Here is a 22,034-nt window from a genome sequence, read left to right on the forward strand (position 1 = left end):
AAAATCAGAGACAATGTTCATCGTCGTGGAACCGCTGATCGTCGACGACGTTATCGTTGTGGAGTTCGTGGCGGAAAGAAGCTGCGAACTGGTACTGGTTGCAGTCGACGTCATATTCGATGTCGACCCCCCAGTCATGATCGTAGCGGCTCCCGCTGCGAAAATACAAAGCATTCCGGCTCCAAAAATGGAGCCAGTCATTTTGACAGGCATGGTTGCGACCCCCGCAGTTAACCCCAATAGGGTCCCCCAAGAAGGTTAACAAAAACTTCGGGTCAACGACGACTCGTCGTATCCTTTCGGAATTTGCGACGAGTTGTTGGTGGACATGCTGAAAACTGGCTGAACCTGGCCATGTTTTCAGAATCGATATGACCCGGGATTTCCACGCCGGAAATGAAAAGCGCTCCCGACACAAGGCCGGGAGCGCGCCTGTTCCAGCCCTTACCGCGAGGGAAGGGATTTCGGTCGCGGCTTATTCCGCCGCCTGAACCAACTCTTCTATCTCGGGCGTGGCGCCGCGGCCGACGCTGACATAGGCGAAGCCGGCCGCCTCGGCATCGGCCGGACGATAGATGTTGCGCAGGTCGACCAGACCGTCGCCGCTCATGATGCCCTTGAGGCGCGGCAGATCGAGCGCCCGCAGCGCATCCCATTCCGTGACGATGACGACCGCCGCAGCCCCCTGCGCCGCGACATAGGGATTATCGCAGAATTCGACATTCGCCATCATCGTACGGGCGGCATCCATCCCCTCCGGATCATAGGCCCGCACCTGCGCGCCTCCGTCCTGCAGGGCCTGGATGATGGCGATCGACGGTGCATCGCGCATGTCGTCGGTATTGGGCTTGAAGGTCAAGCCCAGCACGGCGATGGTCTTGCCGCGCACCGACCCGTTGCAGACCGCGACCACCTTCCGCGCCATGGCCCGCTTGCGGCTTTCGTTGATCGCCACGGTCGTTTCGATCAGGCGGATCGGCGCGCCGGCGTCTTCGGCCGTCTTGACCAGCGCCAGCGTATCCTTCGGGAAGCAGGAGCCGCCATAGCCCGGCCCGGCATGAAGGAATTTCGAACCGATCCGGTTATCGAGACCGATGCCGCGCGCCACCTGCTGGACGTCCGCGCCGACATTCTCGCACAGTTCGGCAATTTCGTTGATATAGGTGATCTTCATCGCCAGGAAGGCGTTGGCGGCATATTTGATGAGTTCGCTTGTCCGGCGGCCGGTGAACTGGATCGGCGCCTGGTTGAGGTAGAGGGGGCGATAGACCTCCTCCATCACGGGGCGGGCGCGCTCATCCTCTATGCCGACGACGATGCGGTCAGGGCGCTTGAAATCCTGGATCGCCGCACCCTCGCGGAGGAATTCGGGGTTGGAGGCGACGGCGAACTGCGCATCGGGATTGGTTTCGCGGACAATGCGGTCGACCTCGTCCCCCGTACCGACCGGAACGGTGGACTTGGTGACGATGACGGTGAACCCGCTCAGGTTGGAAGCGATCTCCTGCGCGGCGGCATAGACATAGCTCAGGTCCGCATGCCCATCGCCTCGCCGCGCGGGGGTGCCGACGGCGATGAACACCACATCGGCCTGGCTAACCGATCCGGCAAGATCGGTGGTGAATGTCAGGCGACCCGCCTTCACATTGCGCGCGATCAGATCGGCAAGGCCCGGCTCGTAGATCGGAACGCCGCCGCCCTGCAACAACTCGATCTTGCGCGCGTCCTTGTCCACGCAGATGACATCATGGCCGAAATCCGCGAGACACGCGCCGGATACCAGGCCGACATAGCCCGAGCCGGTCATAACGATCCGCATCACTATTCTCCTTCTTCAAACGGCTTTCGACCGACGGCCAACCGATCATGAAAGGACGCAGGAATCCATTCCGGGAAACCCCGGATGCACGGACCCTCATCCCTCATCATGGGTTGGGCGCCAGGCGACCGAGCCCGATGCCCAATTGGCCGGAACCAGCCGGCGATTGACGCAGCGCAGCATACCGTCCTGCGCGGGCTGGATGCAACGCAGCCTGCCGCTCTTCGCACACATATGGGCGCGGATCAGGCGCTTAGCCCATGGAAAAGGGCGGGAGCATCGCTGCTCCCGCCCCTCGCCCTCGCCCTGAGGAACCGGTCAGAATTTGACGCGCACGCCGGCCGTGAAGGCGCGGCCGACAATATCGTACACCGCGATATTGGTCGGCGGGTTGACGCCCGGCACGGTGCCGGGAATCAGCGGCGGCTTCTTGTCGAACAGGTTGTTGACCGTCGCGAAGAATTCGAAATTGCCGCCATCGCCATGCGGAATGGTGTAGCGCATCGTCAGGTCGGTGTACCAGACCGGCTTCACCTTGGGATTGACGAACTGGATCGGCGTCGCGCCGCCCGGAATATCGAGCCGCATCTTGCCGATATATTGTTCGCCAATGGTGAGGCCGAAGGGGCCATTGGTATAGTCCACCGTCAGGTTGCCGCGCCAGCGCGGAAAACCCTGCGGGTTGCTGGTGACGACGCTGACGCCCGCATAATGGGCGATCGGCGCGCCCGCATATTGCTGGGCATCGAACTTGTCGAGATAGTTGAGGTAGAGCCGCAGGCCCAGCCCGCCATTGCCGACCGCCGTGCGATAGGTGAAGTCGAAATCGATGCCCGCCGTCTTCAGGAAGGCGATGTTCGCAGGGGTCAGACGAATCAGCGACGGGAAGCTGGTCGGGCTGGCGCGCTCGATCAGATTGCATTCCGCAACGCCCGATCCGCCGGCATTGAGGCAGTTGGTCAGGATCTGCTGCGCCGACAGGGAGTCGATCAGCTTGTCGACCTTGATGTTGTAATAGTCGATCGAGGCCGAGAAACCGCGCAGGAAGCTGGGCGAGAACACCGCGCCGAAGGTGTAGGTGTCCGCCACTTCCGGCTTCAGATTGGGATTGCCCGACGTCACCGTGTTGGCATTGACGTTCTGGCCGCTGCCATAGCTCCCGTCCGCACTCCTGACGTCATTGACGATGCCGATGCCGCTCTGCGCGCCGGCATAAAGTTCGAACAGATTGGGCGCGCGGATGTCATGCGAATAGGTGCCGCGCAGCAGCAGGTCGTCCACTGGCTTCCAGGTGCCGCCCACCTTCCAGGTCTTGACCGTGCCGGAGGTGGAGTAATCGGTCACACGGATCGCGCCGTTCACGCTCAATTCGCGGAAGAAGGGCGTGTCCTTCAGGATCGGCACCGCAAGTTCGGCATAGGCTTCCTTGACGTTCAGCTTGCCCGCCGCCGATCCGACATTGGTCAGCCAATAGAAGAGCGTGTTGATCGAGCCGGTGGGATAGGGAACCGTCGCCGATTCCGCCCGAGGGACGCCGCGCAAGCCGGCGAAATAGGCTTCCCGCTCCGCATCCGTGTCCAGCAGCGACGGATCGGCATTGCTGGTTAGGCGCAGGGACTGGCGCCGATATTCCACGCCCACCGCGATGTCGACCGGGCCTGCCGGCAGTTCGAACAGGCTGCCGCTGATATTGGCGGCGATCGCATCCTGCTTGAAGCGCGCCCGATAGCTGGAGGTGCCGGTCGCATAGGCGTAGCCCTCCGGCGTCGATTTCGACGGATCGCCATGCATCACGTCGATCGGCTTGCACCCGGCATATTGGCTGGCATAGGTCGGGTTCAGCAGCACGCGGCAGGTGACCTGCCCGGTCGAGGGATCGCGCACGGCGTCGAGCGCGGCATAGAGCTTCTGGTTGTCGTACAGCCCCACATTGTCCATCGAATGCTTCGAATCGCCGTGGCTGTAGGTCACCTGCCAGTTGAAGTCGTCGAACTTGCCCGCAAGGCCGGTCGTCGCCGTCCAATAATCGGTCTTTTCATAGGCGATCGGCTTGGGCTGGCCTGCATCCTGCTGACCGACGACATAATAATCGTTCGCGCCTGTCAGCGCGCCGTCGAGCGCAGTGGAGAGATAGGGATTGCCCTTGTAGATGCGCGCCGATTGCGTCGCCGGAATCAGCGAATTGCCCTGTGTGAAATAATGATATTTGCTGCGGGCGTAGAGCCCCTGGACGAAGAAATTGATGTCGTCCGTCAGGTCGTAGCTGACCCGGCCGAAACCGTTATAGTTGGTGAGCGGCGAGATCGCATTGGTGTCGTCGGGAATCTTGTAGCCGTCGCCGCCCTGCTGGAAGCCGGTGGTACCGACGACGGTCCCCAGGTTGAACGGGCGGGTGGAGCCGTCATTGTTGATGACCCGTCCGACGAACGGATTGCCGGCCACGCTGGACCCCACGATACGGCCGTTGGCGGCCAGGGCGGAGATGCGGATGTCCGGCGCAACCACATAGGGATTGGCAACCGTGCCCGGCGCCGCCGTGCAGGTGCGCGACTGGCCGTTGGCGGAAAGAGCGCAGGTGGATGTCACGCTGCCGACGAAATTATAGCCCTGCGTCGCGAAGTCGCGGTCCTGCCGCAACATGCCGTCGCTGTTGGAATATTCCGCGCTCAGCAGGACATGGCCGCGGCCGCCGGCGAAATCCGCGCCGAATGCGCCGCCCAGCCGCTGGTTGCCGTTATTGCCGCGCTGGTCCACGCCTGCCTGGGCCACGCCCTTGAAGCCCGTGAACTTCTTGTCGAGGATGAAGTTGACGACACCCGCGACCGCATCGGAACCCCATTGGGCCGAAGCGCCCCCCGTCACCACGTCGACACGCTGCATCAGCAGTTGCGGCAGGACGTTGGTATCGATGGTGCCGACATATTCGGTGGGCGAAACCCGCATCCCGTCGAACAGGATCAGCGTACGCAACGGCCCCTTCGGATTGTTGCTGGGCGTGCCGAGGCCGCGCAGGTTCAGAACATTGCCGTGGATCGGCAGGTTGGAGAAATTATTCGCCGACTTGGATGGGCTCAGCGAATTGTTGAACTGGGGCAGCTTGTTGAGCGCGTCGGCCACGCCCGAGGGCGTCGTCTTGGCCAGTTCCTCCGTCGATGCGACCGTCACCGGAGTCGGCGCGGTATAACCGTCGCGCACGATGCGCGACCCCGTCACGACGATGTCGGCATTGCTCGCCGGCGCCGCGGCCTGGGGCACGGCATCTTCCTGCGCGGGCGCCGCCGCGGCCATTTCCTGCGCCCAGGCGGGCACTGCCATTGCGATGATGCTGGCGCCGACGGCCAGCGACGATATGAACAGCCTGTCCTTCGTCATCTTTCCTTTTCCTCTCCCTGCACGATCTTTGTCCGGCAACGTCACCGGGCGCGATCATTATTATCCCCGTGTGCACTTTTATAGTTATCCCAGCCAACGCCGATGTCAATAAATTTTGCACCAGTGGGAAAAGTTAATTGCAGATATTCCACACTCCCTTCACCGGAATCCCCCGGCATAATTTCCCCGCGCCGCCCCGGCGGTCCGCTGTTTCCGCGCACATGCCACGAACATATATTGACCCACTGTGCAGAAATGTGCGTTATAATGGCTGGAGCGGCAGTGCGCCGGCAGACCGTGCCGGGCGCTACAGGGCCGAGAGATAGGGAGAGTGGCCTTGCCGCATGATCGTCAGTCAGACAGCGCCATTTGCGACGGGGCAGCGCAACCATGACGCAGATTTCCGCGACGATGGCGTCATCGTCAGGATCAGGCGGCGCGCACGGAGATGTCGAAGCCAACATCGCCTCACCTCTCCCCGAACAGGCCGCCTATCCTTCGCCCCTGATGGGCTGGCTGACCGTGGCGATCCTGTTCCTGCTGTACATATTATCACTGACCGACCGAAACATCATGGCCCTCATGGTCGGGCCGATCAAAAAGGACCTGGGCCTGTCGGACCTCCAGATCAGCCTGTTGCAAGGACCGGCCTTCGCCATTCTCTTCTGTCTGTGCGCGATTCCGCTGGGCATGGCGCTGGACCGCTTCAGCCGCCGAGTCGTCCTTTATCTGTCGGTGACGGTGTGGAGTATCGCGGCGGCGAGTTGCGGCCTTGCCGGCAGCTTCGCGGCGCTCGCCATGGCACGGGCAGGCGTCGGCGCGGGCGAGTCGGGCTTCGGCACCGGCAGCTATTCGGTGGTCGGGGACAGCTTCCCGCCGCACAAGGTTTCGCTCGCCATGTCCGTCTTCATCATGGGCGGGGTGATGGGCGCGGGCATCGTGTTCCTGTTCGGCGGCCCGATCGTCGCCGCCGCGATGAAGGCCGGCCCCGCCGATTGGCCGGTCTTCGGGTTGCTGCAACCCTGGCAACAGGTGTTCATCATGACCGGCGCGCCCGGCATAGCGCTCGCCTTCCTGGTCTTCGCCTTTCGCGAACCGCCCCGGCGCAGGGCGATCAGCGCGGGCGCGGGCTATGGCGAGGCATGGGCCTTCATGCGCGAATATATGCCGCTCTATCTGGCGACCTTTGTCGGCTTCGGCCTGGCCTATGCCGCCACCATCGGTTTCCAGCTGTGGACGCCGGTCTATCTTGCGCGGGTTCATGGCTGGGAACCGGGACGGATCGGGCCGGTCATCGGCCTCGCCCAGATCGGGGCGGCGGCGATGATCCCGCTGCATGGCTGGACAGTCGACCGGCTCTATCGCCGGGGGAAGCGCGACGCCCATCTGTTCTGGTGCCTGCTGACGGTGCTGGCCTCGGCGCCCTTCGGCATCGCCGCCTTTCTGGTCAGCAGCCCCTGGACGACCGTCGCCTGCTACTGGTGCTTCATGGCGCTGATCCTCTCCACCTCCAGCATGGGGCCTGCCACGGTGCAGGTGGTGACGCCGCAATATCTGCGCGGGCGCGTGTCGGCGCTCTATGTGCTGGCGTCCGGCCTGATCGCCATGGCGGGCGGGCCTGCCTTCATCGGCCTTGTCACCGACAAGCTGCTGGGCGACGAGATGAAGGTCGGCCTGTCGCTCGTCATCAGCGTGTTCTGCGTGCTGCTGCCCGCCGCGCTTCTTTTCGCCTTCGGTCGCGCCTCGATGCGGCGCGCCCATGAAGCCATTGCTTGAGGATGATCCGATGATAGAGACACGCCGCCCCACCTTCATCGACGGCAAGCCCAAAAAGCTGCTGATCGACGGCAGGCCTGTCGACGCCCTGTCCGGCGAGACGTTCCAGAGTTTCAGCCCATCGACCGGCGAACTGGTGGCCGAACTGGCGCTGGCGGGCGCGGAAGATGTGGACCGCGCCGTCCGCGCCGCCCGCGCCGCCTTTGAAGGGCCATGGAGCCGTTTCAAACCGGCCGAGCGGCAGGCTGTGCTGTTGAAGCTGGCCGATCTGGTGGATGCGGAGTTCGACGATCTCGCTTTGCTCGACTGCATCGAAATGGGCCGCCCGATCACGGCTGCTCGTGGATTGCGGGGCATGCTGCAACGTTCGCTGCGTCATTTTGCGGGGGCCGCAACGGCGATCCATGGGGAGACGTTGTCCAACAGCTTCCCGGTGGACCTGCTGTCCTACACGCTGCGCGAGCCGGTGGGCGTGGTGGGTGCGATCATCCCATGGAACGGCCCGCTGTTCAGCGCGGCGTGGAAGGTCGGGCCTGTACTCGCGACCGGCTGCGCCATCGTCCTGAAACCCGCAGAAGATGCATCGCTCAGCCCGCTCCGCTTCGGGGAACTGTGCCTGGAGGCGGGTGTGCCGCCGGGCGTCGTCAATGTCGTGACCGGCGCGGGCGAAACCGGAGGCGCCCTGTCCGCGCATCCCGATGTGGACAAGATCGCCTTCACCGGCTCCTGCGAGACCGGCCAGAGGATCATCGCCGCTTCCGCCGGGACCGTGAAAAAGGTGACGATGGAACTGGGCGGCAAGTCGCCCAACATCATCTTCGCCGATGCCGATCTCGACATGGCTACGCCAGCAGCGGCGATGGGGGTATTCAACAATTCGGGTCAGGTCTGTGCGGCCGGCACGCGACTGTTCGTGGAACGTCCTGTCTATGAGGACATGGTCCAGCGCATCGCCGCCTTCGCGAAGGCTCTGAAGATCGGCCCCAGCCTCGACACCGACACCCAGATCGGTCCGCTGGTGTCGGCCAGGCAATATGCCCGCGTCTCCTCCTATCTCGAACTGGGGCCGATGGAAGGCGCGCGGCTCGTGACGGGCGGCGAGCGCGTGACGGGCGGCGCCTTCGACAAGGGCCATTGGGTCGCGCCCACCATCTTTGCCGATGTGAAGGATGAGATGCGGATCGCGCGGGAGGAGATTTTCGGCCCTGTCTCCTGCATCATGCCGTTCGACGATTTCGACGAGGTGATCGCTCGCGCCAATGCGACGCGCTTCGGCCTGGCGGGCGGCGTGTGGACGAAGGACATCGGCAAGGCCATGACGGCGGTGAAGCGCATCCGGGCGGGGTCGATCTGGGTCAACCATTATTTCGCGATGGACCCGTCCGTCCCCTTTGGCGGCTACAAGATGAGCGGTTTCGGACGGGAGGGCGGCGCCGAACATATCGACGCCTATTTGCAGACCAAGGGCGTGTGGATCAGGACATAAGCTGGAGCCCCTTCCCGCTCCCGCGAAGGCATTGGAGCGAGATGGGGGGCTCGCGGCAGCCCAGTCCTGTCGCCGGAACCGCCCCCTGCCTCAGCAGGAGCGCCCCCTTCCCTGCCTCCGGTTCACTTGCCGATTTCCAGCGCCCTTTCCGGGCAGGATTTCGCACCCTTCCAGGCAAGCTTCTCATCCGCCTCCGCCACGTCGATGTCGCCGGGCTTGATATAGCCCTCATCGTCCAGCTCGAAGATATTCGGCGCCATGGCCCAGCAACGCGCATGGCCCTGGCATTTGTCATTGTGCACGATGATTTTCATGGAAAGTCCCTCCTCAGGACCAGTCGAGGACCAGATTTTCGATGCCGAACACATGCCCGCCGAAAGTGACCGGCGCCGTGCCTTGCTTGATGCGGAAGGGCGGAATGCGCTTCAGCCATTCCTCCAGCCCGACCACGATCTCCCGCCGGGCGAGATGCGATCCCAGGCAGCGGTGCGGGCCATAGGCGAAGGCGGTGTGGCGATTATCCTCCCGCGCAAGGTCGATCCTTTCGGGATGCGGGAATTCCAGCGGGTCGCGATTGGCGATCATCGTCGCGCAGGACACATAGTCGCCCCGGCGGATCGGCGCGCCTTCGAAATCGATGTCCCGGGTCGCCACGCGGATCATCTGCACGGTGGGATAGGCGCGCAGCAGTTCCTCCGCCGCCAGCACGATCCGTGACGGATCGCTGCGCAGCAATTGCTGGTCGTCCATATGCCGCGCCAGATAGTTGAGGTCGAAGCCTATGGCGGCCGCCACCGTATCCAGCCCTGCGATGAACAGCAGCACGCCGGTACCGCGAATTTCCATGTCGGTCAGCGGCCGGTCATCGATCTTCGACTGCACCAGGAAGGACATGAAGTCATCGACCGGCCGCCTGCGCCGTTCGGCGGACAATTCGTCGATGAAGCCGATGATGGTCCGCGCGGCGGCGGGACGCTGGACATTGTCGCCATGCAGCAGTGCGTTCGCCCAGCGGACGAATTCATCCAGCCGATCGTCGGACAGCCCAAGGAAGCGCAGGAAGATGTTCACCGCGAAGGGAAAGGCGAAATCCTCCATGACATGGCAACTGGTGCCCGCCGCCGCGATCCTGTCGATCAGGAAGATCGCCCGTTCCCGCACGGCGCTTTCAAGTGCCATCACCCGCTTGGGCGAGAGCAGCGGGTTGAGCAGCGAGCGGAACTTGCCATGGTCCGGGGGGTCCAGTTCCAGCGGGATCATCGGCCAGCTTTCCCCCAGGGCGGAGGCGAAGATGCTGCGATGGCTGGAGAAGGTTTCCGGGTCCTGCAACACCTTCCGCTGATCCTGCGCGCGGGTGATGACCCATGTGCCGCGCCCGTCGCGGGTGTTGACCGGCGAATAGAAGATGCGCGGACCCTGATGCACGACGGCGGCGGCCGCCTGCGGATCGCCATTGGGCGTCGGCTGCATGCCGGGCGAGGAAAACAGGCTGAAATCGCCGACCATATCGGGCGGAACATGCGCCGGAATGGGTCGGGCCGCGAAGGTCTCCATATGCGCGCTCTCCTATGTACGAGCCGCCCGCCGCCGAATCGCAAGGCTGCGGCTGATCTTATCAATTTTGCATTTGAGTATAGTTTATGACCTGTGGCAAAGCTGTCAACCATCACGGTCATGATCAATGAAGATGCGACTAATTTTACCCACCTGTGCAATTTATACCTAGCCAGCGGTGCAGAATTGGCATAAGGATTCGGTCATGGAGGCGGGATGCTCCATCGGAAGGCCGCGTGGCTTTTGCGGGAAACAGGGACAGGGTGCATGGCCGAGTGGGATGGAATGGAAGCGCAGTCGTTCCGGCAGGAAGCGCGCGCATGGCTGCGGGCGAATTTCCCGCCTTCGCTGACCAATGCTCCATCCATTCACTTCGTCAGCGACCGGCATGCGGCGGAATCCAATGCCGACTGGCGCCTGTGGCGCGAACGCATGGCGGAAAAGCGGTGGGGCGTGCCCACCTGGGAACCGCGCTATGGAGGCGCCGGCCTTAGCGAGGCGCAGGCCAAGATCATCGGGCAGGAACTGGCTGCGATCGGCGGTTTCAATCCGATCCGCAGCTACGGCACGATGATGCTGGGCCCGACGCTGCTGGAATATGGCAGCGAGGAACAGAAGCTGGAGCATCTGCCCTTCATCGCCACCAATGAACGGCGCTGGTGCCAGGGATTTTCGGAACCGGGCGCAGGGTCCGACCTTGCTTCGCTCCAGACCAAATGCATCGACATGGGCGATCATTGGCTGGTCAACGGGCAGAAGATCTGGACATCGGGCGCCGACCAGGCCGACTGGTGCTTCGCCCTCGTCCGCACCGACACCAGCCGAAAGCAGGGCGGCATCAGCTTCCTGCTGATCGACATGAAATCCGAGGGGATCGAAACCCGCCCTATCGTCCTCATCAGCGGATCGACCCATTTCTGCGAAGTCTTCTTCAACGATGTGAAAGTGCCCAAGGGCAATCTGGTTGGCGAAGTCAATCAGGGCTGGGCTATCGCCAAGCGCCTGCTCCAGTTCGAACGCAACAGCCTGTCGGATGTGAAGGCGGAGATTACGCCGCTGGCGCCGCTAGCTCATGAATATTGCGGCACGGACAGCATGGGACGGATCGACAATCCCGACCTCAGGGTGCGCATGGTCCGCAACGCCATGCGGCACGAAGCCTATCTGGCGACGGTTGCGCGCCTGACGCGGGAGGCGAAAAGCGGCGGTCCCAGCAATGGGGTCTCGGCTCTAAAGAATCTCTGGTCCGGTATCATCCAGGAAAGGGCGGAACTTCTGGTCGAACTGATGGGCGCGAACGGACTCGGCTGGTCGGGCGAACATTATACCGACGCGGAACGGGAAGCGACGCGCGCCTGGCTGCATAGCAAGGCCTTCTCGATCTACGGCGGCAGTTATGAAGTCCAGAACAACATCACGGCGAAGCGCACGCTGGATCTGCCGGCCTGACAAAAGAGACGAATAAGGATGGGATCGGGAGGATGCTGAACGAAGAACAGCAGATGCTGAGGGACATGGCGGCGGAATGGGTGCGTGATCGCCTGCCCGTGACGGCGCTGCGGTCGCTCTATGGCCATGATGGTGGCGGCCGGCCGGATGCGGAGGGTTTCGATCCGGCGGCCTGGACGGAAATGGCCCAGATGGGCTGGACGGGCATTTTGGTGCCGGAGGCGCAGGGCGGCTCCGATTTCGGCTGTCGCAGCATGGGACTGGTGCTGGAAGAACTGGGTCGGACATTAGGCGCTTCGCCGCTGCTGAGTTCGGCGCTGGTGGCGGCATCGGCGCTGCGGCTGGGCGGGACGGAGGCGCAACAGGCGCGCTGGCTGCCGGGCATTGCCGACGGATCGGCCATAGGCACGCTCGCGGCGGAGGAAGGGTCGCAGCATGAGCGCGAGAAGATCGCGCTCGCCGCCATGGCGGTGGGCGACGGGTGGGTGCTGAACGGCATCAAGCGGCCCGTGCAGGATGGCATGGCGGCGACCTTCGCCATCGTCGCGGCGCGCACCCATGGCCTCCCTGGCGACAGGGACGGGATCACCCTGTTCCTGGTGGAAAGCGATACGCCCGGCCTCTCGCGGGAAGCGCTGGACCAGATCGACGCGCGGCGGCCCGCTCTCTTCAGCTTCGACAATGTGACGGTGAGCGCTGACGCCGTATTGGGCGAAGTGGGCAAGGGTATCGACCTGCTCGACAGTTTGTTCGACCGGGCGGCCATCGGCCTAGCGGCGGAAATGCTGGGCAATGCGTCCCAGGCCTTCGACACCACGCTCGATTATCTCAAGACGCGGGTGCAGTTCGGCGCAGTCATCGGCTCCTTCCAGGCCTTGCAGCATCGCGCGGCGGAGATGTTCGGGGAACTGCAGCTCGCCCGATCGGCTGTGGAGGCGGCGCTGGACGCCATGGACGCGAACGATCCCGCCCTCCCCGCCCTCGCCTCCCTGGCCAAGGCGACCGTTGGGGAAACGCTGCACGGTATTTCATCCCAGATGGTCCAGCTTCACGGCGGCATCGGCATGACCCATGAGCATGATGCGGGACTTTATCTGAAGCGGGCGCGGGTGGCGGCGCAATGCTATGGCTCGACCGCCTGGCATCGCGAGCGCTGGGCGCGGCTCAACGGCTATTGAGGCGACCGGCATGCAATCGCGTGAAATCCACCTGAAGCGCCGCCCGATCGGCACGCCGGTCGCGGAAGACTTCGCCATGGTCACGGTCGACGCACCGCCGCCCGGTCCGGGCGAAGTGCAGGTCCGCAACCTGTGGATGGCGGTCGATCCCGCCATGCGCGGGCGGATGAGCGACGCCAAGAGCTATGTCCCGCCCTTCGCGCTCGATGCGCCGATGGAGGGGCCGGCGATCGGAGAGGTCATCGCTTCCAATGATCCGGTCTTCGCGCCGGGCGATCTCGTCTTCTCCCGCCTTGGATGGCGGGAGGTTTTCAACGCCCCTGCCAGTGCGCTTCAGCAGCGGGACAGGAGCGCCCTCCCCACCCAGGCCTGGCTCTGTTTCGCCGGGATGCCGGGCCTGACGGCCTATGCCGGGCTGATGCGGATCGCACGGCTGCAACCTGACGAGGTCGTATTCGTCTCGGCAGCGTCCGGTGCGGTCGGCTCGATAGCCTGCCAGATCGCCCGCAACACCGGATGCAAGGTAATCGGATCGGCGGGCGGCCCGGAAAAGACCGCCTTCCTGCGCGATGTGCTGAAGGTCGACGCCGCCATCGATTACAAGGCGGAGCCGAACCTCACCAAAGCGCTCGCCCGTGAGGTCAAGGCGATCGGCGCGACGGGCATCGACGTTTATTTCGAAAATGTCGGCGGCGATCATTTGCAGGCCGCGCTGTCGCTGGCTCATAATTTCGCCCGTTTCGCGGTGTGCGGGATGATCTCCCAATATAACGTCACCGATGCGCCGACCGTACCGCGCAACCTGACCATGATCATGACCAAGCGCATCCGCATGGAAGGCTTCATCGCACTCGACCATATGGACCTTGAGAGCGAGATGGTGGAGCGGATGACGGCCTGGAACGCCGCGGGGCAAATGGCTTCGGCGGAAACGGTCTATGAAGGGATCGACAAGGCGCTGGATGCCTTTTGGGGTCTGTTCACCGGCGCGAATATCGGTCGGACCCTTGTCGGATTCCTGGGGTGAAACTGCATGTATGATTTGCTGAAAGGCCTGCGCGTCGTCGAAGGCGCCGCCTTCATAGCTGGGCCATCCTGTGGCCTGCACCTCGCTCAGATGGGCGCGGAAGTGATCCGCTTCGACGCCATTGGCGGCGGTCCGGACTACCGCCGCTGGCCGGTCGCGGCCAGTGGGGACAGCCTCTATTGGGAGGGGCTGAACAAGGGCAAGAAATCCATCGCCATCGACCTTGGCCGTCCCGAAGGCCGCGAACTGGCCGTGGCGCTGGCGACGGCGCCGGGCGACAATGCCGGGCTGTTCCTCACCAACTATCCGGTGAAGGGTTTCCTCAGCCACGAAGCGCTGGCGGCGAGGCGCGCCGACATCATCACCGTCCGGGTGATGGGCTGGGCTGACGGATCGCCAGCGGTCGACTATACGATCAACGCGGCGGTCGGCGTGCCGCAGATGACGGGGCCGGCCGATGACGAACGGCCCGTCAACCATGTGCTGCCGGCGTGGGATTTGCTGGGCGGAGCCTATGCCGCCTTCGCGCTGACGTCGGCCCTCCTCCGCCGCAGGACCAGCGGCCAGGGCGCGGAAATCCGCGTTCCCCTGTCCGATCTGGCGGCGTCCAGCCTGTCGCATCTGGGTTCGGTGGCGGAAGTGCTGTCCGCCGGAGACCGCCCCCGCATGGGCAATGACCTGTTCGGCGCCTTCGGACGCGATTTCATCACGGCTGACGGCAAGCGGCTGATCGTCGTCGCCATCACGCCGCGCCAGTGGAGCGGCCTGCTCAAGACGCTGGACCTCAGCGATGCGGTGGCCGCCATCGAAACGGAACTTGGGACCAGCTTCGCCAGGGATGAAGGCGCCCGCTTCACCCACCGCGCCCGCCTCTTCCCGCTGTTCGAGGTTGCCTTCGCAGGCCGCACGGCCGAAGCGCTGAAACCCGCCTTCGACGCGGGCGGCGTCACCTGGGGCGAATATCAGACGCTGCATCGGGCGGTGACGACCGACGCGCGCCTGTTCACCGCCAATCCGCTGTTCGAAACACTGACCCATCCGAGCGGCCTCAGCTATCCGACATCCGGTCCGGCCGGCACGCTGGCGAACGAAGCGCGCGGTCCCGTCGCCATCGCGCCGAAACTGGGGCAACATACCGACGAAGTGCTCGCCACCGTACTGGGCCTGGACAGCGGCGCGATCGGACGGCTGCATGATGAAGGGCTGGTGGCATGACCGTGACCGAAGCCGACATCGCCCATTGGCGCAGCTGGATCGGCAAGACAGAAAGCCGCACTGAAATTCTGGATAGTCAGGCGCTCACCCGCTTTGCAGCCGCCATAGGCGAACCGCTGAACGTCGGGGAAATCCAGCCGTCCCTCGCCCATTGGGCCTTCTTCCTGCCCGTCGCCGCAGCGGACCGGATCGGTCCCGACGGCCACCCCAGACGCGGAGGCTTCCTGCCCCCGGTCAGCCTGCCCCGCCGCATGTTCGCGGCATCGGACATGGCATTCGGTCCCTCTCTGCTGCTCGACAGGGAGGCGACCCGCATCTCCACCGTGCGCGATGTCGCGCATAAATCGGGACGCAGCGGCGAGCTGATCCTGCTGACCGTGGACCATCGCATCGTCCAGGGGGGCGATGAATGCGTGCGCGAGACCCAGACCATCGTCTATCGCGATGCAGGCGGCGCGACTCCCGCCATCGTTCCGGCCCCATTCCCCTCGGAGGAGAAGGACGCTGTCTGGACGCCGTCCACGGTCGATCTGTTCCGCTTTTCCGCCGTGACCTTCAACAGCCATCGCATCCATTACGACCTGCCCTATGCTTGCGCGGACGAAGGTTATCCGGGGCTGGTGATCCACGGTCCCTTCACCGCCGCCAAGCTGTTCGGCCAAGCCCGCAACGGAGGGCGCATGCCCAGCCGCTTCTCCTTCCGCGCCGTCGCCCCGGTCTTTTGCGGCCAGAGCGTGCTGCTGCGCGAGGATGAGGGCGGTCGCTTCCGCGCCATTCGCTGCGACGGCATGGACGCCATGGTGGCGGACGTCGCTTATTGAAGTTCTGAGAGAGGAGTTTTTCGAGATGGACGCCGAGACGTTCGACCTGTTCCGCACCACCGTCCAGCGCTTCGTCGCGGAAAAGCTGATCCCCGCCGAAGATGCGGTCGAGGAGGCCGACGCCGTCCCCGAAAGCATCATCCAGCAGATGCGCGACATGGGCCTGTTCGGCCTTTCCGTGCCGGAGGAATTTGGCGGCCTTGGCTGCACCATGGCGGAGGAAGCGGCGATCATCCGGGAGATCACCCGCGCCTCGGTCGTGTTCCGCTCCGTCATCGGCACCACGGTCGGCATCGGCAGCCAGGGCATCGTCATGGACGGCACCGAGGAGCAGAAGCGCGAATGGCTGCCCAAATTCGCGACCGGCGAAGCCATCGCCAGCTTCGGCCTGACAGAGCCGGAGGCGGGTTCCGACGCGGGTTCGCTGCGCACGGTCGCGATCAGGGACGGCGACAATTACCGCATCAGCGGCACCAAGCGCTACATCACCAATGCCCCCCGCGCGAGCGTCTTCACGCTGATGGCGCGCACGGAGCCCGATGTGAAGGGCGCGGCGGGCATCTCCGCCTTCATCCTGCCCGCCAGCACGCCCGGCATCAGCTTCGGCAAGCCCGAAAAGAAAATGGGGCAGAAGGGGTCGATCACCACGGACGTCATCCTGGACGATGTGGTCGTGCCAGCGAGCGCCATCATCGGCGGCGTTCCCGGGCGCGGCTTCAAGACCGCGATGAAGGTGCTGGATCGCGGACGCATCCATATCGCGGCCGTCTCGCTCGGCATGTGCCAGCGGCTGATCGACATGGCGCTCTCCTATGCGCTGGAGCGCAAGCAGTTCGGCCAGCGCATCGCCGACTTCCAGCTTGTCCAGGGCATGCTGGCCGACATGAAGGTCGACATGCTGACCACCGAAGCGCTGATGCAGTCGGTCGCGGCGCAGTTCGACGCGGGCGAGCCCGTCAGCCTGGAATGCGCCGCGCTCAAATATCATGCATCTGAAGCTGTGGGCCGGATCGCGGACCGCGCCGTGCAAATCTATGGCGGCGCCGGCTATATGGCCGAATATAAGGTGGAGCGCTTCTATCGCGATGTCCGTCTGCTGCGCATCTATGAAGGCACCAGCCAGATCCAGCAGACCATCATCGCCAGGCAGATGATCCGCCAGGCCGAATCCGCCCGCTGATTTTTCATCCGAAGGACTTATCCCCATGCGCAGAGCCGCCATCGTCGCCCCCATCCGCACCGCCGTCGGCAAATATGGCGGGTCGCTCAAGTCGATGACGGCGGGCGATCTGGGCGCCATCATCATCAAGGCGCTGGTGGATCGCACCAGGATCGACCCCGAGCGGATCGACGACGTGGTGTTCAGCCAGGGCTATGGCAATGGCGAGGCGCCCTGCATCGGCCGCTGGTCGGCGCTGGCGGCGGGGCTGCCCGAATCCATTCCCGGCGTGCAGCTCGACCGGCGCTGCGGCTCCGGACTTCAGGCGGTGATCGACGCCGCCATGCGTATCCAGACCGGCGCCGCGGACATGGTGATCGCGGGCGGCGTGGAAAGCATGTCGAACGTCGAATATTATTCGATCGATCATCGCTGGGGCGCCCGGTCCGGCTCGACCCAGTTCCACGACCGCCTGACGCGGGGCCGGGTGATGTCCCAGCCGATCGAACGCTATGGCATCATCAGCGGCATGATCGAGACGGCGAACAATCTCGCCAGGGATTATGACATCTCGCGGGAAGCCTGCGACGAATATGCCGCGATGAGCCACCAGCGCGCCGCCGCCGCATGGGAAGCGGGCAAGTTCGACGACGAACTGGTTCCCGTCCCAGTGCCGCAGCGCAAGGGCGAGCCCCTGATGTTCGTGAAGGATGAGGGCATCCGCGCCGACGCCACGCCGGAATCGCTGGCCCTGCTGAAGCCCATCGAGAAGGACGGCGTCGTCACCGCCGGCAATGCCAGCCAGCAGAATGACGCGGCGGCGGCCTGCCTCGTGGTGGCGGAAGACAAGCTCAGCGAACTCGGCCTGGCGCCCATGGGCTATCTGCATAGCTGGTCGGCGGCGGGCTGCGACCCCTCGCGCATGGGCATCGGGCCGGTTCCGGCGGTCGAACGGCTGTTCGCACGCACCGGCCTCGGGTGGAAAGACATCGATCTGGTCGAACTCAACGAAGCCTTCGCGCCACAGGTGCTCGCCTGCCTCAAGGGCTGGAACTGGGACGACCGGGACAAGCTGAACGTCAATGGCTCGGGCATTTCGCTGGGCCATCCCATCGGGGCTACGGGCGGACGGATTCTCGCCAATCTGCTGCGGGAATTGCAGCGACGCGATGGACGCTATGGACTGGAGACGATGTGCATTGGCGGCGGCCAGGGTCTGGCCGCCATATTCGAGCGAGCCTGACAAAGGAGCATGGCCGCCCAAGGGGGAGCGTCAATGTCCGCTCCCCATCCGAAGCACCTATGGGGCGCGGCTCAAATTCCCCCGGCCACCACCGGCCAGCCGCCCTGCTCCAACCCGGCGCTCAAGTCCGCCACGCACCGATCCAGCCCTTCCGCGTCGACTGAGCGGATCACGAAATTAGCGCCCGTCCTCCCCTCGCGGAAGAAGGGATAGCTGCCGATCTGGCAACCCTCATGCGCCCGTTCCGTCGCGCCGAGAAGGTCGGCGATCTCGCTTTCCGCCACCCAGCAACCGATGGTGGCGGACAGCACCGGCAGCCCCCCCTCCAGCTTCCCCGTCAGGCTATCCAGCATCCCGGCGGTGATATGCGGCACGCCGGCCATGATGAAGATATTGCCATGCCGAATGCCCGGAGCGCCCGACATGCGATTTTCGATCAGGCTTGATCCGGCAGGTGCGCGGGCCATGCGCAGACGCGCCTCGGTCAAGCCTCCGCGCGTTTCATAATAGGCCGACAGCATCGCCTGCGCCTCGGGGTGGATTTCAACGTCGACGCCCAGCGCCGCGGCGATGGCGTCCACGGTAATATCGTCGTGGGTCGGCCCGATGCCGCCGGTCGTGAACAGATAATCGTTGCGTGCGCGAAGCGCATTCACCGCTTCCACGATCGCGTCGCTGTCATCGGCGACCACCCGCACTTCGCGCAGGCGGATGCCCTGCACATTCAGCCATGTCGCAATCTGCGACACATTCTTGTCCTGGGTCCTGCCCGAGAGAATCTCGTCGCCGATCACGATCAGCGCTGCGGTCCATATGCGGGTCGGGTCGGCCATAGGCTGGCCATAGCTTCTGCCGCGCGCCCTGCCTAGCCGCCCTCTCGCATTATGCGGCATCCCCGCCTATAATCACGTCCATGACCGAATATATGACGATGACGGCGGACGCGCCGATTTCCCGCTCGACCGCGATCAAGCTCTATGACGCGGCCGGTTTCGAAGGCATGCGCAAGGCCGGGCGGCTGGCCGCGGAGATACTGGACGCGCTGGTGCCCCACGTCGTGCCGGGCGTCACGACCGGAGAGCTGGACGACATCGTCCGCCGCATGACGCTGGACGGCGGCGGCGTGCCCGCGACTTTGGGCTATCGCGGCTACACCCATAGCTGTTGCATCTCGCTCAACAATGTCATCTGCCACGGCATTCCCGGCGATCAGAAGCTGAAGGAAGGCGACATATTGAATATCGATGTGACGCCGCTGGTCGATGGCTGGCACGGCGACAGCAGCCGTATGTATATTTGCGGCGAAGCCCCGATCAAAGCGCGGCGCCTGGTCGAAGTCACCTATGAATGCCTGATGCTGGGTATTGAGCAGGCTAAGCCCGGCAATATGCTGGGCGACATCGGCCATGCCATCCAGCGCCATGCGGAAAAGCACCGCTATGGCGTCGTGCGCGATTTCTGCGGCCACGGCCTGGGCCGCGTGTTCCATGACAGCCCGGAGGTGGTCCATGTCGGCCGCCCCGGCACCGGCCCGGAACTCAAGCCCGGCATGTTCTTCACCATCGAACCGATGATCAATATCGGCAAGCCGGGCGTGAAGATGCTGGAGGATGGCTGGACGGCGGTCACGCGCGACCGTACCCTGTCCGCGCAGTTCGAACACAGCATCGGCATCACTGAAACCGGTTGCGAGATATTCACCAGGAGCCCTGCGGGTCTCGACGCGCCGCCCTATCAGCGTTGATCATATCAGCCATGCCTAAAAAATGGGCAGCACATCATGATATTGCCCGAAATCCGGGCAATATGGACAAAAGTTGCTGCATCGCAGAAAGCAGTTTCCAGCGATTCGCTATTTGGCACGGTAATTGATTAGGAAGAGAGGCGGCTCTTGCCTTCGGGGGGCATGACGGTCGTCGCTCGATCAGGACGAAGGGCGGGATCATACCCGCCACTTGGCGCGCGTTTGAGTTGGGATATCTAGAGATGAAGAAGATCGAAGCGATCATCAAACCGTTCAAGCTCGACGAAGTGAAGGAAGCGCTGCACGAAGTAGGCGTGTCGGGCATCACCGTCACCGAAGCCAAGGGTTTCGGCCGCCAGAAGGGCCATACGGAACTTTATCGCGGCGCCGAATATGTGGTGGATTTCCTGCCCAAGGTGAAGCTGGAGGTCGTGGTGGACGATTCGCTCGCCGAACGGGTGGTGGAAGCGATCTCTGCCGCGGCGCAGACCGGCCGCATTGGCGACGGCAAGATCTTCATTTCCAATATCGAGGGTGCGGTGCGCATCCGCACCGGCGAGCGCGACAGCGACGCCATCTGATTTTCACCAAACTTCTCGCCGGCTTCAGCGGTCTGGCGGCTGACCACATCAACTTACCCCTTCGGGGGGGTATCATGAAAGAAGGGCAAGGTTCACATGGCTAACACGCCTAAAGACATCCTGAAGATGATCGAGGAAAAGGAGATCGAATGGGTCGATGTCCGTTTCACCGATCCCAAGGGCAAGTGGCAGCACCTGACCATGGTGTCTTCGGTGCTGGGCGAGGATGAACTGACCCAGGGCCTGATGTTCGACGGTTCGTCGATCGAAGGCTGGAAGGCGATCAACGAGTCGGACATGATCCTGAAGCCCGACCTGGACGCCGTCTATGTCGATCCGTTCAGCGCCACGCCGATGCTCATCATCTTCTGCGACATCGTGGAACCCGACACCGGCGAACTCTACAGCCGCGACCCGCGTTCGACCGCGAAGCGCGCCGAAGCCTTCGTCAAGTCGGCCGGTTTCGGCGACACCGTCTATGTCGGCCCGGAAGCCGAATTCTTCATGTTCGACGATGTCCGCTTCAACTCGGACTATAATGAATCCTTCTTCAAGATCGACGATGTCGAGTTGCCGACGAACACCGGCAAGGAATATGAAGGCGGCAACCTTGCCCACCGTCCGCGCGCCAAGGGCGGCTATTTCCCCGTCGCGCCGGTCGATCCCTGCACCGACATCCGCGCCGAGATGGTGTCGACCATGCTGGAAATGGGCCTGCCCTGCGACAAGCACCACCATGAAGTGGCCGCTGCCCAGCACGAACTCGGCCTGACCTTCGGTACGCTGGTCCAGACCGCCGACCGCATGCAGATTTACAAATATGTCGTGCAGATGGTCGCCCAGGCCTATGGCAAGACGGCGACCTTCATGCCGAAGCCGATCGCGCAGGACAACGGTTCCGGCATGCACACCCACATGTCGATCTGGGAAGGCGGCAAGCCGCTCTTCGCGGGCGAAGGCTATGCCGGTCTTTCGGAAACCTGCCTCTACTTCATCGGCGGCGTCATCAAGCACGCCAAGGCCCTGAATGCCTTCACCAACCCGACCACCAACAGCTACAAGCGTCTGGTGCCCGGCTTCGAAGCCCCGGTTCTGCTGGCCTATTCGGCCCGCAACCGCTCGGCCTCCTGCCGTATTCCCTACGGCGCGGGCGCCAAGGCGAAGCGCGTCGAATTCCGCTTCCCCGACGCGATGGCCAACCCCTATCTGTGCTATTCGGCGCTGCTGATGGCCGGCCTTGACGGCATCGAGAACAAGATTCATCCCGGCGCCGCGATGGACAAGAACCTGTACGACCTGCCGCCGGAAGAACTGAGCCAGGTGCCGACCGTTTGCGGTTCGCTGCGTGAAGCGCTGAACTCGCTGGCCGCCGACTACGACTTCCTGCTGAAGGGCGACGTGTTCACCAAGGACCAGATCGAGGCCTATCTCGAACTGAAGTGGCCCGAAGTGTACCGCTGGGAAATGGCTCCCTCGCCGGTGGAATTCGACATGTACTACAGCGCCTGATCCATTCGGGACTGTTGAAAAAGGGGCTCGGTCGCACAGGCGACCGGGCCCTTTTCATTTGGGATGTGGACGGAATCAGAACGCCATTATCCGATCCAACC

18 protein-coding genes are annotated in these 22,034 nt (G+C 63.7%); 12 read left to right on the forward strand and 6 right to left on the reverse strand.

What is annotated here, in order from left to right:
- Positions 1 to 4: 4 nt before the first annotated feature.
- From TZ53_RS27615 to TZ53_RS19595, 3 genes are all read right to left on the reverse strand, one after another.
- The gene (locus tag TZ53_RS27615; RefSeq protein WP_157009833.1) at positions 5 to 169 is read right to left on the reverse strand and encodes a hypothetical protein; all 165 of its coding nucleotides are present in this window, start codon (positions 167 to 169) and stop codon (positions 5 to 7) included.
- A gap of 306 nt (positions 170 to 475) precedes the next feature.
- Positions 476 to 1,819, reverse strand: coding sequence for a UDP-glucose dehydrogenase family protein (locus TZ53_RS19590; RefSeq protein ID WP_025548811.1), 1,344 nt, complete (start codon positions 1,817 to 1,819; stop codon positions 476 to 478).
- A gap of 318 nt (positions 1,820 to 2,137) precedes the next feature.
- Entirely contained in the window at positions 2,138 to 5,191 is a 3,054-nt protein-coding gene (locus TZ53_RS19595) for a TonB-dependent receptor domain-containing protein (RefSeq protein WP_044662426.1), read from the reverse strand.
- 390 nt (positions 5,192 to 5,581) lie between these two features.
- On the opposite strand from TZ53_RS19595, the gene TZ53_RS19600 reads away from it, so the two are divergent.
- Positions 5,582 to 6,967: an MFS transporter gene (locus TZ53_RS19600; RefSeq protein ID WP_044663165.1), complete on the forward strand. Its 1,386-nt coding sequence runs from the start codon at positions 5,582 to 5,584 to the stop codon at positions 6,965 to 6,967.
- 10 nt (positions 6,968 to 6,977) lie between these two features.
- Positions 6,978 to 8,453, forward strand: coding sequence for an aldehyde dehydrogenase family protein (locus TZ53_RS19605; protein WP_044663166.1), 1,476 nt, complete (start codon positions 6,978 to 6,980; stop codon positions 8,451 to 8,453).
- 122 nt (positions 8,454 to 8,575) lie between these two features.
- Here TZ53_RS19605 and TZ53_RS19610 read toward each other — a convergent pair whose 3' ends face one another.
- Positions 8,576 to 8,767, reverse strand: a complete 192-nt coding sequence (locus TZ53_RS19610; protein WP_025548817.1) for a ferredoxin — start codon at positions 8,765 to 8,767, stop codon at positions 8,576 to 8,578.
- A gap of 13 nt (positions 8,768 to 8,780) precedes the next feature.
- Positions 8,781 to 10,007 (reverse strand): cytochrome P450, encoded by a 1,227-nt coding sequence (locus TZ53_RS19615; protein WP_044662427.1) that lies wholly within the window; start codon positions 10,005 to 10,007, stop codon positions 8,781 to 8,783.
- Positions 10,008 to 10,274: 267 nt separating this feature from the next.
- Here TZ53_RS19615 and TZ53_RS19620 point away from each other — a divergent pair, with 267 nt between their 5' ends.
- Genes TZ53_RS19620 through TZ53_RS19650 form a run of 7 tightly spaced genes read left to right on the forward strand, consistent with a single transcriptional unit; the run spans position 10,275 to position 18,099 of the window.
- Positions 10,275 to 11,456, forward strand: coding sequence for an acyl-CoA dehydrogenase family protein (locus tag TZ53_RS19620; RefSeq protein WP_044662428.1), 1,182 nt, complete (start codon positions 10,275 to 10,277; stop codon positions 11,454 to 11,456).
- A 32-nt stretch (positions 11,457 to 11,488) separates the two neighbouring features.
- Positions 11,489 to 12,634 (forward strand): acyl-CoA dehydrogenase family protein, encoded by a 1,146-nt coding sequence (locus TZ53_RS19625; RefSeq protein ID WP_044662429.1) that lies wholly within the window; start codon positions 11,489 to 11,491, stop codon positions 12,632 to 12,634.
- A 10-nt stretch (positions 12,635 to 12,644) separates the two neighbouring features.
- On the forward strand, positions 12,645 to 13,661 hold the full coding sequence (locus TZ53_RS19630; protein ID WP_044662430.1) for an NADP-dependent oxidoreductase: 1,017 nt from the start codon (positions 12,645 to 12,647) through the stop codon (positions 13,659 to 13,661).
- Between the two features lie 6 nt (positions 13,662 to 13,667).
- A complete protein-coding gene (locus TZ53_RS19635) occupies positions 13,668 to 14,876 on the forward strand; it encodes a CoA transferase (protein WP_044662431.1) in 1,209 nt (402 codons plus the stop codon).
- Positions 14,873 to 15,697 (forward strand): hypothetical protein, encoded by an 825-nt coding sequence (locus TZ53_RS19640; protein WP_044662432.1) that lies wholly within the window; start codon positions 14,873 to 14,875, stop codon positions 15,695 to 15,697. Before TZ53_RS19635 ends, TZ53_RS19640 begins: the two co-directional genes overlap by 4 nt.
- A 25-nt stretch (positions 15,698 to 15,722) precedes the next feature.
- Entirely contained in the window at positions 15,723 to 16,877 is a 1,155-nt protein-coding gene (locus tag TZ53_RS19645) for an acyl-CoA dehydrogenase family protein (RefSeq protein ID WP_044662433.1), read from the forward strand.
- A 25-nt stretch (positions 16,878 to 16,902) separates the two neighbouring features.
- The gene (locus TZ53_RS19650; protein ID WP_044662434.1) at positions 16,903 to 18,099 is read left to right on the forward strand and encodes an acetyl-CoA C-acetyltransferase; all 1,197 of its coding nucleotides are present in this window, start codon (positions 16,903 to 16,905) and stop codon (positions 18,097 to 18,099) included.
- Positions 18,100 to 18,170: 71 nt separating this feature from the next.
- Here TZ53_RS19650 and TZ53_RS19655 read toward each other — a convergent pair whose 3' ends face one another.
- Positions 18,171 to 18,932: a competence/damage-inducible protein A gene (locus TZ53_RS19655; protein ID WP_025548830.1), complete on the reverse strand. Its 762-nt coding sequence runs from the start codon at positions 18,930 to 18,932 to the stop codon at positions 18,171 to 18,173.
- A gap of 80 nt (positions 18,933 to 19,012) precedes the next feature.
- Here TZ53_RS19655 and map point away from each other — a divergent pair, with 80 nt between their 5' ends.
- From map to glnA, 3 genes are all read left to right on the forward strand, one after another.
- A complete protein-coding gene (gene map, locus TZ53_RS19660) occupies positions 19,013 to 19,843 on the forward strand; it encodes a type I methionyl aminopeptidase (protein ID WP_025548831.1) in 831 nt (276 codons plus the stop codon).
- 242 nt (positions 19,844 to 20,085) lie between these two features.
- Positions 20,086 to 20,424: a P-II family nitrogen regulator gene (locus TZ53_RS19665; RefSeq protein WP_007685085.1), complete on the forward strand. Its 339-nt coding sequence runs from the start codon at positions 20,086 to 20,088 to the stop codon at positions 20,422 to 20,424.
- Between the two features lie 96 nt (positions 20,425 to 20,520).
- A complete protein-coding gene (glnA, locus tag TZ53_RS19670) occupies positions 20,521 to 21,933 on the forward strand; it encodes a type I glutamate--ammonia ligase (RefSeq protein ID WP_025548834.1) in 1,413 nt (470 codons plus the stop codon).
- Positions 21,934 to 22,034: the final 101 nt, after the last annotated feature.

Source organism: Sphingobium sp. YBL2 (assembly GCF_000943805.1).
GTDB classification, from domain to species: Bacteria; Pseudomonadota; Alphaproteobacteria; order Sphingomonadales; family Sphingomonadaceae; genus Sphingobium; species Sphingobium fuliginis.

Coding starts and splice junctions, on each gene's coding strand:
- TZ53_RS19640 (WP_044662432.1), top strand. CDS start 14,873: ATGACCGTGACCGAAGCCGACATCGCCCATTGGCGCAGCTGGATCGGC.
- TZ53_RS19650 (WP_044662434.1), top strand. CDS start 16,903: ATGCGCAGAGCCGCCATCGTCGCCCCCATCCGCACCGCCGTCGGCAAA.
- TZ53_RS19645 (WP_044662433.1), top strand. CDS start 15,723: ATGGACGCCGAGACGTTCGACCTGTTCCGCACCACCGTCCAGCGCTTC.
- TZ53_RS19635 (WP_044662431.1), top strand. CDS start 13,668: ATGTATGATTTGCTGAAAGGCCTGCGCGTCGTCGAAGGCGCCGCCTTC.
- TZ53_RS19665 (WP_007685085.1), top strand. CDS start 20,086: ATGAAGAAGATCGAAGCGATCATCAAACCGTTCAAGCTCGACGAAGTG.
- TZ53_RS19595 (WP_044662426.1), bottom strand. CDS start 5,191: ATGACGAAGGACAGGCTGTTCATATCGTCGCTGGCCGTCGGCGCCAGC.
- TZ53_RS19610 (WP_025548817.1), bottom strand. CDS start 8,767: ATGAAAATCATCGTGCACAATGACAAATGCCAGGGCCATGCGCGTTGC.
- TZ53_RS19655 (WP_025548830.1), bottom strand. CDS start 18,932: ATGGCCGACCCGACCCGCATATGGACCGCAGCGCTGATCGTGATCGGC.
- TZ53_RS19630 (WP_044662430.1), top strand. CDS start 12,645: ATGCAATCGCGTGAAATCCACCTGAAGCGCCGCCCGATCGGCACGCCG.
- TZ53_RS19615 (WP_044662427.1), bottom strand. CDS start 10,007: ATGGAGACCTTCGCGGCCCGACCCATTCCGGCGCATGTTCCGCCCGAT.
- TZ53_RS19605 (WP_044663166.1), top strand. CDS start 6,978: ATGATAGAGACACGCCGCCCCACCTTCATCGACGGCAAGCCCAAAAAG.
- TZ53_RS19590 (WP_025548811.1), bottom strand. CDS start 1,819: ATGCGGATCGTTATGACCGGCTCGGGCTATGTCGGCCTGGTATCCGGC.
- TZ53_RS19620 (WP_044662428.1), top strand. CDS start 10,275: ATGGCCGAGTGGGATGGAATGGAAGCGCAGTCGTTCCGGCAGGAAGCG.
- glnA (WP_025548834.1), top strand. CDS start 20,521: ATGGCTAACACGCCTAAAGACATCCTGAAGATGATCGAGGAAAAGGAG.
- TZ53_RS19625 (WP_044662429.1), top strand. CDS start 11,489: ATGCTGAACGAAGAACAGCAGATGCTGAGGGACATGGCGGCGGAATGG.
- TZ53_RS19600 (WP_044663165.1), top strand. CDS start 5,582: ATGACGCAGATTTCCGCGACGATGGCGTCATCGTCAGGATCAGGCGGC.
- map (WP_025548831.1), top strand. CDS start 19,013: ATGACCGAATATATGACGATGACGGCGGACGCGCCGATTTCCCGCTCG.